At 48.2% G+C, this 17,677-nt stretch carries 18 protein-coding genes and 1 other annotated feature; all 18 genes read left to right on the top strand.

Going from position 1 to position 17,677, the window contains the following annotated elements; translation table 11 throughout:
* Positions 1 to 4 precede the first annotated feature (4 nt).
* The 18 genes from ACTQZS_RS00830 to rplJ all read left to right on the top strand — a co-directional run bounded on the left by ACTQZS_RS00830 (position 5) and on the right by rplJ (position 17,663).
* The gene (locus ACTQZS_RS00830; protein WP_441101271.1) at positions 5 to 781 is read left to right on the top strand and encodes a DeoR/GlpR family DNA-binding transcription regulator; all 777 of its coding nucleotides are present in this window, start codon (positions 5 to 7) and stop codon (positions 779 to 781) included.
* Between the two features lie 237 nt (positions 782 to 1,018).
* Entirely contained in the window at positions 1,019 to 1,168 is a 150-nt protein-coding gene (gene rpmG, locus ACTQZS_RS00825; RefSeq protein WP_441101270.1) for a 50S ribosomal protein L33, read from the top strand.
* Between the two features lie 43 nt (positions 1,169 to 1,211).
* Positions 1,212 to 1,442 carry a preprotein translocase subunit SecE gene (gene secE / locus ACTQZS_RS00820; protein ID WP_441474135.1) on the top strand — a complete coding sequence of 77 codons (231 nt, stop codon included), beginning with the start codon at positions 1,212 to 1,214 and terminating at the stop codon, positions 1,440 to 1,442.
* Positions 1,443 to 1,457: 15 nt separating this feature from the next.
* The gene (nusG, locus tag ACTQZS_RS00815; protein WP_441101268.1) at positions 1,458 to 1,985 is read left to right on the top strand and encodes a transcription termination/antitermination protein NusG; all 528 of its coding nucleotides are present in this window, start codon (positions 1,458 to 1,460) and stop codon (positions 1,983 to 1,985) included.
* A 56-nt stretch (positions 1,986 to 2,041) separates the two neighbouring features.
* Positions 2,042 to 2,467: a 50S ribosomal protein L11 gene (gene rplK, locus ACTQZS_RS00810; protein WP_441101267.1), complete on the top strand. Its 426-nt coding sequence runs from the start codon at positions 2,042 to 2,044 to the stop codon at positions 2,465 to 2,467.
* A 135-nt stretch (positions 2,468 to 2,602) separates the two neighbouring features.
* Positions 2,603 to 3,298 (top strand): 50S ribosomal protein L1, encoded by a 696-nt coding sequence (gene rplA / locus ACTQZS_RS00805; RefSeq protein ID WP_441101266.1) that lies wholly within the window; start codon positions 2,603 to 2,605, stop codon positions 3,296 to 3,298.
* 438 nt (positions 3,299 to 3,736) lie between these two features.
* The gene (locus ACTQZS_RS00800) at positions 3,737 to 5,563 is read left to right on the top strand and encodes a transglutaminase domain-containing protein (protein ID WP_441474134.1); all 1,827 of its coding nucleotides are present in this window, start codon (positions 3,737 to 3,739) and stop codon (positions 5,561 to 5,563) included.
* Positions 5,564 to 5,663: 100 nt separating this feature from the next.
* Positions 5,664 to 6,623 carry a hypothetical protein gene (locus tag ACTQZS_RS00795; protein WP_441474133.1) on the top strand — a complete coding sequence of 320 codons (960 nt, stop codon included), beginning with the start codon at positions 5,664 to 5,666 and terminating at the stop codon, positions 6,621 to 6,623.
* Positions 6,624 to 6,767: 144 nt separating this feature from the next.
* Complete coding sequence (locus tag ACTQZS_RS00790) at positions 6,768 to 8,294, top strand: MBOAT family O-acyltransferase (RefSeq protein WP_441474132.1); 1,527 nt, start codon at positions 6,768 to 6,770, stop codon at positions 8,292 to 8,294.
* Positions 8,281 to 9,261, top strand: coding sequence for a hypothetical protein (locus ACTQZS_RS00785; protein WP_441474131.1), 981 nt, complete (start codon positions 8,281 to 8,283; stop codon positions 9,259 to 9,261). Before ACTQZS_RS00790 ends, ACTQZS_RS00785 begins: the two co-directional genes overlap by 14 nt.
* Positions 9,262 to 9,439: 178 nt before the next feature.
* Positions 9,440 to 10,957 carry an amino acid adenylation domain-containing protein gene (locus ACTQZS_RS00780; RefSeq protein ID WP_441474130.1) on the top strand — a complete coding sequence of 506 codons (1,518 nt, stop codon included), beginning with the start codon at positions 9,440 to 9,442 and terminating at the stop codon, positions 10,955 to 10,957.
* 121 nt (positions 10,958 to 11,078) lie between these two features.
* The gene (locus tag ACTQZS_RS00775; protein ID WP_441474129.1) at positions 11,079 to 11,309 is read left to right on the top strand and encodes an acyl carrier protein; all 231 of its coding nucleotides are present in this window, start codon (positions 11,079 to 11,081) and stop codon (positions 11,307 to 11,309) included.
* Positions 11,310 to 11,432: 123 nt separating this feature from the next.
* Positions 11,433 to 13,100 carry a transglutaminase domain-containing protein gene (locus ACTQZS_RS00770; RefSeq protein WP_441474128.1) on the top strand — a complete coding sequence of 556 codons (1,668 nt, stop codon included), beginning with the start codon at positions 11,433 to 11,435 and terminating at the stop codon, positions 13,098 to 13,100.
* A 420-nt stretch (positions 13,101 to 13,520) separates the two neighbouring features.
* Positions 13,521 to 14,510, top strand: coding sequence for a glycosyltransferase family 2 protein (locus ACTQZS_RS00765; RefSeq protein ID WP_441474127.1), 990 nt, complete (start codon positions 13,521 to 13,523; stop codon positions 14,508 to 14,510).
* A 47-nt stretch (positions 14,511 to 14,557) separates the two neighbouring features.
* Entirely contained in the window at positions 14,558 to 15,088 is a 531-nt protein-coding gene (locus tag ACTQZS_RS00760) for a hypothetical protein (protein WP_441474126.1), read from the top strand.
* A gap of 15 nt (positions 15,089 to 15,103) precedes the next feature.
* Positions 15,104 to 16,417: a DUF6056 family protein gene (locus ACTQZS_RS00755; protein WP_441474125.1), complete on the top strand. Its 1,314-nt coding sequence runs from the start codon at positions 15,104 to 15,106 to the stop codon at positions 16,415 to 16,417.
* Between the two features lie 16 nt (positions 16,418 to 16,433).
* Complete coding sequence (locus tag ACTQZS_RS00750; protein ID WP_441474124.1) at positions 16,434 to 16,856, top strand: GtrA family protein; 423 nt, start codon at positions 16,434 to 16,436, stop codon at positions 16,854 to 16,856.
* 123 nt (positions 16,857 to 16,979) lie between these two features.
* Positions 16,980 to 17,117: a sequence feature (ribosomal protein L10 leader region), on the top strand.
* A 33-nt stretch (positions 17,118 to 17,150) separates the two neighbouring features.
* Positions 17,151 to 17,663 (top strand): 50S ribosomal protein L10, encoded by a 513-nt coding sequence (gene rplJ, locus ACTQZS_RS00745; RefSeq protein ID WP_279200398.1) that lies wholly within the window; start codon positions 17,151 to 17,153, stop codon positions 17,661 to 17,663.
* Positions 17,664 to 17,677 lie beyond the last annotated feature (14 nt).

Raw genomic sequence — 17,677 nt, 5'->3', positions numbered from 1 at the left:
AAGAGTGCTTGCAATTGAACGACGTAATTTGATACTTGAGAAGCTGCAGGACAACAAAAAAGTTGTCGTCAGCGAACTGAGCAAGCTTTACCACGTCTCGGAAGAAACTATCCGCCGGGACCTGGAGAAACTCGAGCAGGAAGGATACGCCACGAAAAGCTATGGCGGCGCGGTGCTGAATGAGAACGTGGGTTTTGATATGCCGCTCACGGTGAGAAGCCGCAAGAATGTCGTCGCGAAGCAGAAAATAGCGGAGATTGCGGCGGGGATCATACATGATGGAGATCACATCATGCTGGACGCAAGCTCCACAGATCTTTTTATCGCGAAGGCAATCAAGAACAAGCAGAGACTGACCGTGGTCACAAATTCCATCGAGATCATTCTGGAGCTGTCCGAGGTTCCCGGGTGGACGATTATTTCAACGGGCGGAACACTCAAGGAAGGATATCTTGCCCTGATCGGCCCGGAAGCAGAGAAGTCCGCGAACGCTTACTATGCGGATAAAGCTTTTGTGTCCTGCAAGGCGCTGAACCGTGATCACGGGATCATGGATTCTCTCCAGCAGTTCACATCTCTGAAAAAGGTGACCATCGAATCGGCTGCGAAGAGCTATCTGGTACTGGACAGCACCAAGTTCGACAAGACAGCGTTCTCCAGAATCGATACATTGGAGCGCATCTATGGAGTGATCACCGATCAGAAGCCGGACGACTACTGGGTGGAGTATTTTGAACGCGAAGGAATCCAACTCTGTTATCCTGAGACGGCCGGACATTGACGCGGATCGGTGAAATTTTTGCTGAAGGACTGCTGAAATTTGCTGGGATTTTGCAATTTACACATATTGACACAGGATTTACTTCGTGCTATGCTAGTACAGCGACAAAGAAGTAGGTCCTTTTTTTTTACGCTTTTTTGGTAGAAAGAGGCGGTGAACGTGATCGTTTCCCATTTGCCAGAAATGCAGAAAAATCTGGGCCCGATTTTAGTGTTTATTACAGTGGAGGTGGAAGTCGTGCGTACCAGAATTACATTAGCATGTACAGAATGCAAACAGCGCAACTACAATACGACGAAGGATAAGAAGACACATCCGGAGCGTATGGAAATCAAGAAGTACTGCAGATTCTGCAGAAAGCATACGCTGCACAGAGAGACCAAGTAATTGAGAGCCTTCGTTCTTTCGTTTTCTCTGGTGAGGTGAGTTTATGGCAGACGATGCAAAGAAGAACAAGGCCGGGAAACCAGCAAATGCCGACAAGAAAAAGGGCAGCTGGGCGAAGGGCCTGAAGACTGAATGGGACAAGATCGTATGGACAGAACCGAAGACACTCGGCAGACAGACCGCAGCAGTCGTTGCCATCTCGGTGGTTGTGTGCGTACTGATCACGCTGGTAGATAATCTGGGACTGCAGGTTATGCAGTTGATCATTGGGTAAGGAAAAGGTGGATCAATGTCAGATTCTGAAGCAAAATGGTATGTAGTTCATACTTATTCCGGTTATGAGAATAAGGTGAAGGCTAACATTGAGAAGACAATCGCAAACAGACACCTTGAAGACCAGATCCTGGAAGTCCGCGTACCGATGGAGGAGGTCGTTGAGGTAAAGAACGGCACGAAGAAACAGGTACAGCGAAAGATGTTTCCGGGATATGTGCTCCTTAACATGGTTATGAATGACGACACATGGTACGTCGTTCGCAATACCAGAGGCGTTACCGGATTTGTAGGTCCGGGTTCCAAACCGGTTCCGCTGTCACCGGCTGAGATGCAGCCGCTGGGAGTTGACGCCGGTGAGAAGGTTGTCATCGACCTCGAGGTCGGTGATCAGGTTGTCGTTATCGGAGGTGTGTGGAAGGATTCCACAGGTACCGTGTCGGCAATCAATCAGAGTAAACAGACCGTTACTATTAACGTTGAGCTGTTCGGACGTGCGACGCCGGTTGAAATCAGCTTCGCAGAAGTCCGCAAGGCCGGCTGACGGCCAGTGGGAGGGACATTCCCGCAAATACCACATTATTTTAGGAGGTGCCGAAAATGGCAAAGAAAGTTACAGGTTACATTAAATTACAGATTCCTGCAGGCAAAGCTACTCCAGCTCCGCCGGTTGGTCCTGCTCTTGGTCAGCACGGTGTAAACATCGTACAGTTTACCAAGGAGTTCAATGCAAGAACTGCTGATAAGGGAGATCTTATCATTCCTGTAGTTATTACAGTTTATGCAGACAGAAGCTTCAGCTTCATCACAAAGACTCCGCCGGCAGCAGTACTTATCAAGAAGGCATGCAACCTCAAGAAGGCTTCTGGAGAACCGAACAAGACAAAGGTCGCTACCATCACAAAGGATCAGATCAAAGAGATCGCCGAGATGAAGATGCCAGACCTTAATGCAGCATCCGTAGAGAGCGCCATGAGCATGATCGCGGGAACCTGCCGCAGCATGGGCGTTGTCGTTGAGGACTGATTCGGTCGACAGTAACTTTCGTAAGTGTCTGACGTTTCCTTCGGAGAAAGCGCTAATTCTTGCATGTGCGCCGGAAGGACGGACACAAATCGTGGGAGGGAAAATCCCGCAACTACCACAGGAGGTATTTTTAAAATGAAACACGGAAAGAAATACGCAGAAGCTGCAAAAGCTATTGACCGCGCAAATCTGTATGATCCGGCAGAGGCAATTGCCCTTGCAAAAAAATCTGCAGTAGCTAAGTTTGATGAGACAATTGAAGTACATATCCGTACAGGCTGTGACGGACGTCATGCGGATCAGCAGGTACGTGGAGCTGTTGTACTTCCTCACGGAACCGGCAAGAGCGTTCGTGTACTTGTATTCGCAAAGGGAGCAAAGGCTGATGAGGCTAAGGCTGCCGGCGCTGATTTTGTAGGCGATATGGATCTGGTTCCGAAGATCCAGAACGAAGGATGGCTTGATTTTGACGTTGTTGTTGCGACACCGGATATGATGGGTGTTGTAGGACGTCTGGGCCGTATCCTCGGACCGAAGGGCTTAATGCCGAACCCGAAGGCCGGAACAGTTACCATGGACGTAACAAAGGCGATCAACGATATCAAAGCAGGTAAAGTTGAGTACCGTCTTGACAAGGCAAATATCATTCACGTTGTAATCGGTAAAGCTTCCTTTACGGAAGAACAGCTGAATGACAACTTCCAGACACTGATGGCAGCTATTAACAAAGCCAGACCTGCCGCACTGAAGGGTCAGTATCTGAAATCCGTTTCCGTTGCTCCTACAATGGGACCGGGCGTGAAGATCAACCCGATCAAGGTAAGCGCATAATTTCGTCGCAAAATTATGTGAGGGCTTTTTTGAAAGCTGTATATAAGGAACGTCTGTCTGCGAATGCGGTCTGCACAAATTGCTTTCGCGGCACGTTCCTGCTAGAATCCGGCCATAGTGGCCGGATTTTTTTACGCGAACAGTGAGCCGCAGCCGAATGCGAAGTATTCGTGTGCGGCGAGCGTCGCGATAGCGAGATAAAACTCGCGCAGCGTGTTTTATCTCGTTATGGGCTTTAGCCTGCAACTTTCGTCGGAGACCTTTTTTCCACTTTTTACGTGATCGTTTTTCTATAGAATTTCGTGGGCAAAAGTAATATAATACATATCACATGAGTATTTGCCAGGAGATATGGCCGCTGAAAAAATACATTGACAAATGAAAATGAGCATTCATATATCCTGGACAGATTCAGTGATGATGGAAAAGGGGAAGAATATGAAAAGAAAAAGGTTTGTTCAGCTATTAGCAGTGGTAACAGCGGCTGCGACGTTGTTTACAGCCTCGCCTGTTTTTGCTGCGGATGCAAATGGTTCTGTTGTATCTTCGGGAGCCGGAACGATAGAAGGAGCGTCAGACACCGCGACGGGCAGCAGCAGTACCGCAGAGAACGGTGCAGCGGAGAGCAAGACTACGACGGTTACATCCGCGGGCAGTGAAACGGCGGGTAGTTCATCTTCAGGGAGTACCGATACAACAGAGACCGGAAGTCCGGCTGCCGAAAACAAAAATTCCGGCGACAACGCGGCTGAGAGCACGGTGACGACTGCACCGGAGGAATCAGAAAGCGCGGAGGCAGATTCCGCATCGGATTCATCGGAAACGAAGGATACTTCTGAGGAGTCTGCAGAAGAAAAGAAAGAGACAGAGGAGAAAGACGACAAAGACGACGCTCAGGAGATACCCGTTATCAGCTATGCGGCTCATGTTCAGCGGATAGGGTGGCCGGACAAAGAGGTCATTTCCGGGGAAACCACGCAGACTTACGCGGGATCTACGGGAAGAGGCCTTCGTGTTGAGGCGATCCGGGCCAGCGTCAAGGGCGATCAGAATCTTGGTATTACATATAATACTTATGTGCAGCGGAACGGATGGACCGGATCGCAGAGCAACGGGGCAGTTGCGGGAACGACGGGACAGAGCCTCAGGGTCGAAGCAATTGTCATGCAGCTGACCGGAACCGATGCGGACAAGTACGATCTTTATTACCGCGTGCATGTGCAGAGCTTCGGATGGCTTGCATGGGCGAAAAACGGAGAGGTGGCCGGCACAACGAATCTGAGCCGCCGTATCGAGGCATATGAAGTTGCAATTGTGAAGAAGGGAGAGGCGGTACCTGAGAGATCTGCCGCACGTAATGTCGCTTATCTCACTGTTCCGACAGTAACCTATCAGACCCATGTGCAGAGATACGGATGGAGTCAGGGAGAGGTATCGAACGGCGCACTTAGCGGGACGACCGGACAGGGATTGCGAATGGAGGCGCTGAAGATCCATCTGGACAACACAACCGGATTCACGGGCGGTATTTCGTACTGCGCCCATATACAGAGATTCGGATGGGAACAGAACTGGAAGTCTGACGGAGTGATGACCGGGACAGTAGGAAAGGGACTTCGCCTGGAGGCGGTCCGGATCCGGCTGACCGGTGAGATGGCAAATTGTTTTGATGTGTATTATCGCACGCATGTGCAGAGATTCGGCTGGACCGGATGGGCGTCAAACGGGGCGGACTGTGGATCCGCCGGCTATGGGTATCGTCTGGAGGCAATTGAGATCCGAATAGTGGACAAGGGAAGCGGCGCGCCCGGAAGTACGGCAAACACATTCCATCAATACACGATCCGGGACACCTATCCGCAGGCCTGCGCAAGACTGGATCAGGTGGGATGGAATCTGCGCAGTGCGCTGAATGCCGCCGCGGGACTCCGGTATGTCAGCACCTCTTACGCGCTGACTGCTTCCAATGTCAGCACAATCGCAAGATACGGCTTTACTACAGGAGGCGGCGACTGTTATGTGATGGCCTGCTGCTTCTATGAGATGGCAAAAGCACTCGGATATGATGCACATGTTATGTTTGGATATGTTCCGCTTCGCGCCGGAGGTTTCGGTGTTCATTCGTGGGTAGAAATTGACAACTACCAGGGCGGTACCGGAGTGTTCGATCCGGATTTCCAGCATGAAAGCGGCAGGGACGGTTTTAATCTCTATTACGGCAAACCCGGAACTTGGAGATATACGAGTGGAAGCAGAATAAATTAACAGGGTGTCTGCTGTCCATGACAGCAGTATAGCATCAGGCAACTATGACACGAATAAGGCTGTATATAAATAATCATATCATTTATCAGGAGATGTATTCATGAAAAAGAAATTCCAGCACAACATTACCAGAATTCCGCTTACAGCGATGACGGTCATACTCACAGGCTCTGCGCTTCTTCTGGGAGGCTGTGGAAAGACTTCCGCTCCCGCGTCATCTGCCGCGTCGGTGACAGAAACACCGGCTGCGCTTGAGGCGGTTGTCTCCTCAAGTACCAGTTCGGTTTCTTCCTCTTCCGCAGAAAAGGAGGAGGAAAAAATCATCGGTACAAAGGCGGAAGGTGCAAATATCGTACATATGGAGCTGACGAATGCCACCGGAAAGGTAATTACCGGTTTTTGCGTGAAATACGCAGGGCAGGAAGCATATGGCAGCAATATGCTTCCATCCGGTGAAAAATTCGCGGCCGGTGAAACCCGTACACTTTATTATGACGAATCCGAAGCTCTCAAGTCGGTGAATTCGGAGGATTCGTCCGATTCTGCCCCGGTTGTTAATCCGGACTATTCTATTCGTCTGACCTTTGATGATCAATCAGAGCTTGAACTGCATTCCGTACCTGTAAACGACATCAAGACAGCATCCATTATGCTGAATACAGATGGATCCTTCCTGTTTCTGAAGTATGTTTCCCTGTCCACAGGAGAAACTATCAGTACAGAGGATGCAGAGAAGGCAGCTCTGGAGGCATCCAAGGCAACACCTTCTCCGGATCCGACGCAGGCGGCGACAGAAACACCCGCAGCAGAGGCTCCCGCTGCAGAGCAGAGCACAACAGATCAGGCAGCTACAGAACAGGCTGCAGCACCTGAGGAGAGCAGTACGTACACTGCTCCGTCGGATACGTATACCGATCCATCGGCTGCTTATACTGCACCCTCGACGACGGATACGACCGATTCTGGCGCCGGACAGGCGGAAACAACGCCGGCTCCGGTTGCTACGGATCAGGGAGCGGACTCAGGCGAAGGATGTATAGACGACGGACTGACCTGGTAAAGGGCAGGATGAGTTCATGGAGGACGCAGGCAGGGCTTTGGTGCACATGGCGCGCGGGCTGATGCCTGTGTTTTCCTTGTTCGCCTGTACCGTTATCATGTTGCGGATATCCCGCCTGTATATTACGTTTCCGGGGAGGAGACCATGTCACTGACATCAAATCTGTTTTTTCTCTTTCTGGCAGTCTGTCTGCTCTGCTATTATCTGGTGCCGTGTGGCCGGCGTTGGGTTGTGCTTCTTGCGGCGAGCATTGTCTTTTATCTGTCCTGCGGCATTCCCGCATTTCTCTGCCTGTTGTATTCCGCAATTGTCACGTACCTGACAGGACTGGCAATCGAACGCATCTATGCCAGATACACAGACAGGAAAGAATCCCGCAAGAGGGCGAGAAGAATTGTTATTCTCGGCATGGTGCTTGATTTTGCCATGCTGGGTGTGTTGAAATACACCAATGATATTCTGGGAATTTTCGGTCAGATTCTTCATGGGGATTTTTCCCTGAAGAGTATTCTGCTTCCTCTTGGAATCTCCTACTACACTTTTCAGACGGTGAGTTATATTCTGGACGTATACTGGAAACGAACCGGGGCAGAGAAGAATTTTTTCCATTATATGCTGTTTGTTTCGTTCTTTCCGCAGCTGGTTCAGGGACCCATCGGAAGGTACAAGACCTTAATGCCGCAGCTGCTCGAAGGACACGAATTATCTTTCCGGAATCTCAGATTTGGTCTGATGCGTATGGTATGGGGACTGTTCAAGAGTATGCTTCTGGCAGGTTGGGCAGGACTTTATCGTAAGGCCATCTGTGCCGACCTTGACCGATTTTCCGGTATCGCGATATTTATCGTACTTCTGTACTCCGTTGAACTGTATGGCAGTTTCTCGGGAGGCATTGATTTTGTTCTTGGAATCGCTGAACTTTTCGGGATCCGTCTGGATGAAAATTTCCGGCGCCCCTATTTTTCGGTATCCATTTCCGATTTCTGGCGCCGCTGGCATATCACCCTCGGTACATGGATGCGTGACTATGTCATGTACCCCCTGACTCTTTCCCGGTGGATGGGCAAGGTCGGAAAAAATGCCAGAAAACGCTTCGGCAAGAGAACCGGGCTCCTGATCCCGATGTGCATCTCGAGTATCATCGTTTTTTTTGTGGTCGGACTCTGGCATGGAGCCGCCCTCAACAACATCGGGTGGGGACTGTATAACGGTGTGCTCATTGCCGCGAGCAACCTTCTTGGTGACTCCTTCCGGAAATGGAAAACGGCTCTTCGTGTCAACGAAAAATCGATGTATTGGAAATTTTTTACCATCATCCGGACGTTTATCCTTGTCAACATCGGCTGGCTCTTTGACACCACGAAGAATTTTGGCGAAGCTGTGAAGGTAATTTATTTCAGCTTTACAAGACTGCATCCCTCCCAGTTTTTATCTATTGCTGCCGGCAGGCTCGGCGCCTCCTACACGCCGACGGCATTGATCATTCTGGGATCCGGCGTCGTTCTGCTGTTCATCATCAGCCTTCTTCAGGAACAGGGGATGCAGGTCCGGGAATGTCTTTCCCGACGCCCGGTTCTCGTACAGGTTCTGATCTTTACCGCCCTGTTGGCTGTGACTGCTCTGCTTTCGCCAATGGCGGCAGAAAGAGGTTTTATTTATGCACAATACTAAAATTTTCGCTGTGCTGAAGTTTGTGGGCTGTGTGGCGGTTTTTACTGCCATACTGCTGGTTCTCGATCTGCTTTTGTATCCCTGCACGTATGTCCGCAATGACGTGCATGCTCTGGCATCCGGGCAGAACGATGTGGTCGTTCTCGGAACCTCCAACTCACGCATGGGCATTGATCCGGATACTTTGCTGAAGGGAACGGGTCTGAAGGGACATAACCTGGCGAACGGAGGAGAGTATCTGTGCGATTCCTACTATATGCTGAAGCTGGCTGTGGAAGAGAACCGGCCATCTACAGTGATCCTGGATGTTGATCCGGGATATCTTGTGACGGAAAAGGAAAAGGGGAACAACTACCTGCTCTTTTATCACGAATTTCCGTTTTCAGCGGCAAAACTCAGCTATCTGGCTGCAATTATGCCGGAAAGCGATTTCCGGGCACTGTTGTTTCCATCCTATGAGTATCCTCTGAAGAGTATGCTTCCGCGGATTCCATCCAATGTGAGGGTGAAACTGAGCGGCGATTACAGTGCGGATCAGTTCAGCACAGCGAATATGCTCTATCATGCGGATGGATTTATTGAGCGTTATCCGGTTGCGGAAGAGAACTTTCCCGGCTGGAATCCGGTCCTTTTTGAAAAGGACAAGGTAAAGGAAGATAATATCTCCTATCTTAATAAAATAGTCCGTCTGTGCGATGAAAATAATATCCGGCTTGTTGCGACTACACTTCCCCAGCCGGATCGTTCGCTTGTGTCTTTTCCGGAAAATTATGAGGCTGCCTGGGATTACCTGAGTGATTATATGAAGAGAAACGGGGTAGAATATTACAACTTCAACCGCGAGTACTACAGCAGTTTTTCGCATGACGTGTCCTGCTTTGTTGACTATGACGGGCATATGAACGGAGACAGTGCGGAAAAATTTTCAGCTCTGTTAAGAGATATGCTGTTCGAGAAGAAATCGTAAAGCCGATGCCTAGAAGGATCCTGAAATGGGAGAAGCTTCGAATTGCGAGTGACTTTGCAATGCAAAGGACTTTGAAATATGAGAGACTTTCGTGCTGCGGTTCTGATGAGTCCAGATACGGGATAATGTACTGGCATTCATGCATTTGATGCAGCCGGATTTATATGGAGGAAAATACATGGCAAAGCTTGTTATGGAATATCTGGAGGAGACGGCAAAGAAGTATCCGGATAAGGCCGCATATGTTGACAAGGATCGCACGATTACCTTTTCGGAAACGAGGCAGGAAGCTCTTCATGTCGCGGGTGCGCTGGTGAGGCGTCACCTCTTCAAAAAACCGGTGGCCGTGTACATGGACAAGCGCGTGGAATGTATACCCGCAATGCTCGGAATTGCATATAGCGGCAATTTTTATACCGTTCTTGATACACAGATGCCAGATACAAGGATCCGGCATATCCTGAATGTTCTGGACCCGGCGGTAATCCTCACTGACCGGTCACACGAAAGTGCTGTCCTTTCCATAAAAGGAGGCGCGGAGATTCTGATCTATGAGGACGCGCAGGAATCTGCCTGTGAGGAAGAAGAAATTCTGGATGTCATGAACAAGATCCTGCCCACGGATGTCTTATATGTGCTCTTCACCTCGGGCTCTACCGGAACGGCAAAGGGTGTCGTTACCCCGCACCGCGCAGTGGTAGACTATGTGGATGCGGCAACCGATGCCTTTCATTTCACAAGCCGCGATGTAATGGGTAACGAGGCGCCCCTGTATTTCGTGATGTCACTGCTTGATGTTTATTCTACACTCCGAAACGGAAGTACTACCTGCATCATTCCCCGCCTTTATTTTTCCTTCCCCGCACTTCTGATGCGTTTTCTGGAAGAAAAAAAGGTGACCGTACTGTACTGGGTGCCGTCAGAGCTCGTGGTTCTGGCTAATCTGAAGGCTCTGAAGCTTTCGGATCTCTCCACTGTCCGAATGGTCATGTTCGGTGGAGAAATTATGCCGATCAAACAATTGAATATGTGGAGGGAGGCACTTCCTCAGGCTGATTTCATCAACCAGTACGGACCGACAGAAACTACTGACGGCGGGTCCTATTACTTTGTTGACCGGGAATTTCCGGAAAATGCGCGGCTCCCGATCGGAAAACCATTCCGGAACTATGATTTCATGATCCTGGATGAGAACAATCGAAGAATTACGGACAGCGCGGGGGGATCCGGAGAACTCTGTGTGCGCAGCAATTCCCTCACCTACGGATATTACAGGAATCAGGAGATGACAGACCGTGTTTTCACACAGAACCCTCTGAACTCCTGTTATGAGGAGAAGATCTATCATACGGGAGACCTCGTGCAGTATAACGACCAGGGAGAGATCATTTTTGTCGGCCGCAAGGATTTCCAGATCAAATATATGGGACAGAGGATTGAACTGGGCGACATCGAGGCAAATGTCTCCGCAATAAAAGGGGTTGAGGAAAACTGTTGTGTATACAACGAAGCGAAAAAGAGGATCATTCTGTTTTACACAGGTAAAGCGGAAGAATCTTTTGTAAACGAAGAACTGGCCAAGATGCTGCCGGCATATATGATCCCCGGGCGCCGCGTCCATCTTGATTCCATGCCGCATAACCTGAATGGAAAAATTGACCGGGCAAAACTGAAAAGCAATGCCGCGGATCTCTGATTTTTGATGCAGCTGCCTCCCTTAGAATCCGACATTCTTATGTGATTCAAAGAGGAACGGAAAGCGGCATGGGTAAGAGGCAACAAGTGTGAAAAAATGTGATAAAAAAGGAGAAAAACTGATGGATAATTCTATGGAAAAACTGATGAACATTCTGGATGAGATCAAACCCGGAGAGGATTTTACAAGAACAGATCTGGTTTCCGGAGGTGTATTGAAATCTTTTGATATGATGCTTCTGATCCAGGAAATTAATGATGCCTTTGATGTCCAGATTCCTCTGGAGGATATCCTCCCGGAGAACTTCGAATCAGCTGAGAAGATTATGGAGACAATCCGGAAGCAGCTCTAAGACGGAGATATATGGGGCTCTTTGAGATATGAGCTGAAAGCGATAATCGGATATACCTGATTCTGTCAGAAATAAGAATTCTGCTGCAAGGATGGGAAATGAATTGAGGTGAGAGAAAGCTGTATGAAAAAGAAGTTTTTCGTTCAATCTATCATGGCGATCACTACCATAGGAATGCTGTTTACTGCGCTCCCGGTTCTGGCTGAGGACGTGGTACCTTCTGCTGTTTCTTCGGTTTCTGTGTCTTCATCAGCGAATGAGACGGAAGAATCTGTGACTGCTGGATCCGGAAGCGGGACAGGTGGAAGCACATCAGCAAAGGAGGACTTCAGCAGGACGACAGAAGCAGGATCCAACCCGTCGGAAACGAAGGAAACTTCTGAGAAGTCAGAAGAAGAAATAGAGGAAGGGGAAGAAGACGCTCAGAAAATGCCTGTTGTCAGCTATGCGGCTCATGTTCAGCGGACAGGGTGGCCGGACAAAGAGGTCATTTCCGGGGAAACCACGCAGACTTACGCGGGATCTACGGGAAGAGGCCTTCGTGTTGAGGCGATCCGGGCCAGCGTCAAGGGCGATCAGAATCTTGGTATTACATATAATACTTATGTGCAGCGGAACGGATGGACCGGATCGCAGAGCAACGGGGCAGTTGCGGGAACGACGGGACAGAGCCTCAGGGTCGAAGCAATTGTCATGCAGCTGACCGGAACCGATGCGGACAAGTACGATCTTTATTACCGCGTGCATGTGCAGAGCTTCGGATGGCTTGCATGGGCGAAAAACGGAGAGGTGGCCGGCACAACGAATCTGAGCCGCCGCATCGAGGCGTATGAGGTGGCACTTGTAAAAAAGGACGAGGCGGCACCTGCGAGATCTGCCTCCCGGAATGTCGCATATCTCACCATTCCGACAGTAACCTATCAGACCCATGTGCAGAGATACGGATGGGGTCAGGGAGAGGTATCGAACGGCGCACTTAGCGGGACGACCGGACAGGGATTGCGAATGGAGGCGCTGAAGATCCATCTGGACAACACAACCGGATTCACGGGCGGTATTTCGTACTGCGCCCATATACAGAGATTCGGATGGGAACAGAACTGGAAGTCTGACGGAGTGATGACCGGGACAGTAGGAAAGGGACTTCGCCTGGAGACGGTCCGGATCCGGCTGACCGGTGAGATGGCAAATTGTTTTGATGTGTATTATCGCACGCATGTGCAGAGATTCGGCTGGACCGGATGGGCGTCAAACGGGGCGGACTGTGGATCCGCCGGCTATGGGTATCGTCTGGAGGCAATTGAGATCCGAATAGTGGCCAAGGGAAGCGGCGTGCCCGGAAGTACGGCAAATACGTTCCATCAATACACAGTCCGGGATGCTTATCCACTGGCCTGCGCAAGACTGGATCAGATAGGATGGAATCTGAGAGCTGCATACAACTGGGCAAGAAATTTCAGATACATATCAATGGATATACCGTCGTCCAGAGGAGCCAGATACTTTGCCACTCTTGCCTTTACAAATCAGAGCGGTGATTGTTACGGGAAATCAGCTTCGTTTTATGAGATGGCAAAAGCTCTGGGTTATGATGCACACTGGGTTGTTGGCTATGTAGCAGCATCAGGTGGAGGACGAGAAGAACATGGGTGGGTGGAAATCGATAATTATAATGGCGGAACCCATGTATTTGATCCATCCTTTGAACAGGGAGTTCACAAGAATGGATTTGCGATTACTTACGGTCAGAAAGGTACCTGGAAATATCTCGACTACTCGAGACAGAATTGAGGAAGCAAAAGGGAGCCTGACAGATCGGAGAGATCGTGCTTACTTTATGGTGTGACATCTAACACGCGGTATCTAACAATCGAAGAAATAATACTTATTATGATAAATGAACGGATTTACATCCTGCCAGCTGATCAGATGTCAGATGGCAGGATATTTTTTACGCGAACAGTGAGCCGCAGCCGAATGCGAAGTATTCGTGTGCGGCGAGCGTCGCGATAGCGAGATAAAACTCGCGCAGCGTGTTTTATCTCGTTTACGGACTGGTGTTGGGCCTGAACAGTAACCGGGATCATGATTTCTGTTTCAATATTGAGACTTTCTATAGATTTAGGCAATCGATTGTGATATTGTGATATGTATATTTTTTAAATGAAATAAAATTTTCGGTAATGTGCATTTTTGAATGAGGTGAAAACAATGCGGCAACCAAGACTGTGGATGGTTATTCCATGCTATAATGAGCGCGATGTTCTTCCATTAACAGCTCCGTTATTTTTGAAAGAGTTAAAGAAGCTGATCTCTGCCGGGAAAGTCAGCGAAGACAGCCGAATCTTATTTGTGAATGATGGTTCCAGGGATGATACATGGGACATTATTATGGGTTTGTCGAAATCAGATGATCATTTCATCGGAATTTCTCAGTCACGTAACAGAGGACATCAGAATGCGGTTCTTGCCGGCCTTATGGAGGCAAAGGACAAGTGTGATATTACAATATCTATTGATTGTGACGGACAGGATGACATTTCGGCAATGGATAAGATGGTGGATGAATATCACAATGGAAGCGAAATTGTCTACGGGGTCCGTTCAAGCAGGAAAACCGACACCTGGTTTAAACGTACAACAGCTCAGGGATTTTACCGTTTTCTTAATCATATGGGCGCGGAAGTTGTCTACAATCATGCGGATTATCGATTAGTAAGCGCAAGAGTCCTGGCACATTTTGCTGATTTTAAGGAAGTGAATATTTTCTTACGTGGCATGTTTCCTCTGGTTGGTTTTAAAAGCACTTCTGTTTATTACGAGCGTCATGAGAGAATGGCAGGGAGAAGCCATTATCCGCTTCGGAAAATGCTGGCACTTGCATTTGATGGTATTACAAGTCTTTCCATCAAGCCTATCTCGATCATCTGCGGAATAGGTGTGGGGGTGAGTCTCATTGGCTTCATCGGTGTCATCTGGGCGATTGTAATGGCTGTGATCGGGAACACAGTTGCCGGATGGGCTTCCATTGTCTGTATCATTTGCTTTCTTGGAGGAATTCAGCTTCTTTCAATGGGAATAATAGGCGAGTATGTGGGGAAGACATACCTGGAGTCAAAGCACAGGCCACGCTATATCATCAGTGAGAAAACCTGGGACCCGTTACCTGACAACAGGGAGGAAACTGATCGTGAGGGGTAATGCTTCCGAATAGTCGGCAAATAAAGCACAAAGGGAGGAAACTGTTCGTGAAGGGTAATGCTTCTGAAGAGCCAGCGAATAAAGCACAACGGGTAATCGTTGTTATATTTATGGCAATAGCACTCGTTTGTGCTGTTGCTTTATTAGGATTGTTTCATCGGGAAGATAATCGTATTGAGGAAAAGAAACTAAATTCTTTCTCCATTGGTGAGAGAAAGGAGATTGAATACAATATTGACTATCAGGGAGTGAGTAGTGACGGCTCCTATCTGGTGAAGGGCTGGTGTGTCAAACCGGGGGTCGAGTATTCCTTTTATAATTACGGGAATGACGCATACAGGAAGAGCGTATATAACAACATGCATATAGGCTTTACCGATGGAAAGACCGTTTATATACTTCCCACCAAACTGGAAAACAGGGACGATATAGATCAATATATTAATGATGGAATTGATTATCAATTCTGCGGATTTCAGAGCAGACTTCCAAAAGAAAAGTCAGGTCGGATCAAAAAGGGGGCTCTTGTCCTTATTTGGAAAAATCCAGATGGTTCGCAGGAGCTTTATTATCTTTAAATGAGGATGAGGGATATGAAGAAAGATTCGGCAAAAAAAGTTATCTGGTATTTTGCTCTGTATGCCATGTTTTTCCTTCTCAGCTGCTACATGGTGAGTCGGGCGGATGACCTTGTTTTTAAGGCGGGTATTGAGCGCTATGGCGGTTTTTCGGGTTGGGTGAAGTGGTTCTCGAATAACTGGGGTGGAAGAATCGTTCCGCAGGGACTTCTTGTTATCCTGCTGCAGTTTCCTCCGGTTGTTTTTAATTTGTTTAACGCTTTTGCATGGGTGTTGCTTGTTATCTATATAAAAAAAGTATTTGATGCGGATGGAGTGTTTCGCGCAGGCTTTATTTACGGCCTTATACCAGCACTTATTTTTATATTGATTCCGACAGGTGTCCTGACCGGGACGGTGTTCTGGAAATGTGCAAATGTCCTTTATCTTTGGGGAAGTGCAGCGCTTCTGGCGGCTGTTTATCCGCTGGTGAAATTTATTTATGGACAGAAAATCACAGTACTGGATTATGTTTTTTCATTTGCAGGAGCTGTTTATGCCTCGAGTTTTGAGCAGGCAGGTGTATTCATGTGCGGCGTTCTGTTTCTGCTGCTTCTATATTCTGTATTCGTCAAACGTATGGTAAAATGGCAGATTGTGGTGCTGTTCCTTCTTGCTGCTGCATGTACATTTTATTTTTGCAGACTTCCCGGAAACGCAGTGCGGTCCCATATTGAAGTACTCGGGCAGATGCCGAAATATGATATGTATTCCACACTTGACAAGGTTTTATGGGGCGTCTGGTATGTAATCAATTACATCGAGGAAGATGCGATGTATATTGTTCTTCTCCTGGCGGGCACAGTTGTGTTTCTTATGCATCAGAACAGAAAACGAAATGACCCTGTTGTGATCGGTGCGGATATCATGCTGGTGTTCTTTGTGCTCTGTACGATTAACAGAATCGGTCTGACGAATCTGGGGAGGGAGTATTTCCTTTCCAATTTGTTTAAACTTGTCCCTGTCGATACGGTGAATTTTGGATTCAGTGCCTTACTGGCAATTTGCAGTGTGATACATTTTCTGGCATATGTATATCTTGGATGTTGTATTCTGATCATTCATCCTGAAAAGTTAGAAATCATTGGATTTTCATTTTTCTTCGGCGGACTTGCGTCGATGTGGATGATGGGATTCTCTCCCACTATTTACGCAAGTAAGGCACGTCCAAGGTTTCTTTGCTATCTTTTTCTTCTCTGTGTCGGGATCAGGATCATTTCCGGTGCGATGTGCACAGAACGCGAGAAGAAGAATGTGTTTACGAATGCGATTTTTCATTCCGGCCAATAACTGAGGAGGCTCTCTTATGAGTTTTTCAAGCATTATTGAGAAATATAAGGATCTGATTCCTTATGCAATCTTCGGGGTGCTGACTACCCTGGTAAATATTGCGTCGTATTGGGTATTTGCGCACCCGCTTCAAGTTCCGGTGACGGTATCGACAATTCTTGCATGGGTTGTCTCTGTAACATTCGCCTACTTAACAAATCGCAAGTGGGTTTTTCACAGCGAGGCAGATACAAAGAAGGCTGTGGCAAAGGAAGTTATTTCCTTTTTTGGCTGCAGAATGGGAACTGAATTTGTAGATCTTGCCGCGATGTTTATTTTTGTTGATCTGCTCTCATATAATGATATGGTGGTAAAGGTAATTTCAAATGTTGTTGTCATTATTTTGAATTATGCAGCAAGTAAATTCCTGATATTCCGGCATAAGGGCGTACGTCACTAAATCTGTGGTGCGCACTCTCGAAGAGCTTGAAAAGTACTTTCGAAGTATTCTCGAAGAGCTTGAACAAAGAACATTCTCGAAGAGCTTGAAAAAGAACTTGACATTTTCACGGCTGCGCGATAAGATACCATTTGTATCACGCCGAAGACAGCAGGTGTCGAAAGACGTAAGCGGAATACCGCCTGCCGAGGATGTCGATTCTTTTCTGTTATGAAGAATTCAGACCGCCCGGCATGGCCGGACGGTTTTTTATTTGGCTGGTACACACATCAAAATAAGGAGGTATACCAGATCATGGCAAAGGTAGAACTGAAGAAACCGGTCGTTGATGAGATTTCGAGCGCAGTTGACGGTGCTGCTTCCGTAGTCCTTGTGAATTACAGCGGACTTAACGTAGCACAGGATACCGAGCTTCGTAAATCCCTGAGAGAGGCCGGCGTAAACTACAAAGTCTACAAAAACACAATGATGCATCTTGCATTCAAGGGTACGGATTATGAAAGCCTTGTACCGTATCTGAACGGAACAAACGCCATCGCCATTTCCAAGGACGATGCGACTGCTCCGGCGAGAATTCTTGCGGGCTTCGCAAAGAAGAATCCGCAGCTTGAGCTGATCGCGGGTGTCGTTGAAGGCAGCCTTTACGATCAGAAAGCTGTTGAAGCTCTTGCAGAGGTACCAAGCAGAGAGGTTCTGCTGGGCCGACTGCTCGGAAGCATCCAGGCCCCGATCGCAAACTTCGCACGCGTTATCAAACAGATCGCGGAGAAGGATGGCGAGGCAGAGGCTGCACCGGCTGCAGAATAATCTGCGGCGAAATC

Origin of the sequence: Bilifractor sp. LCP19S3_H10, assembly GCF_052119185.1 — a bacterium.
In the GTDB taxonomy this organism is placed as follows: Bacteria; Bacillota; Clostridia; order Lachnospirales; family Lachnospiraceae; genus Bilifractor.
This window is presented reverse-complemented; position numbering and strand designations above follow the sequence as displayed.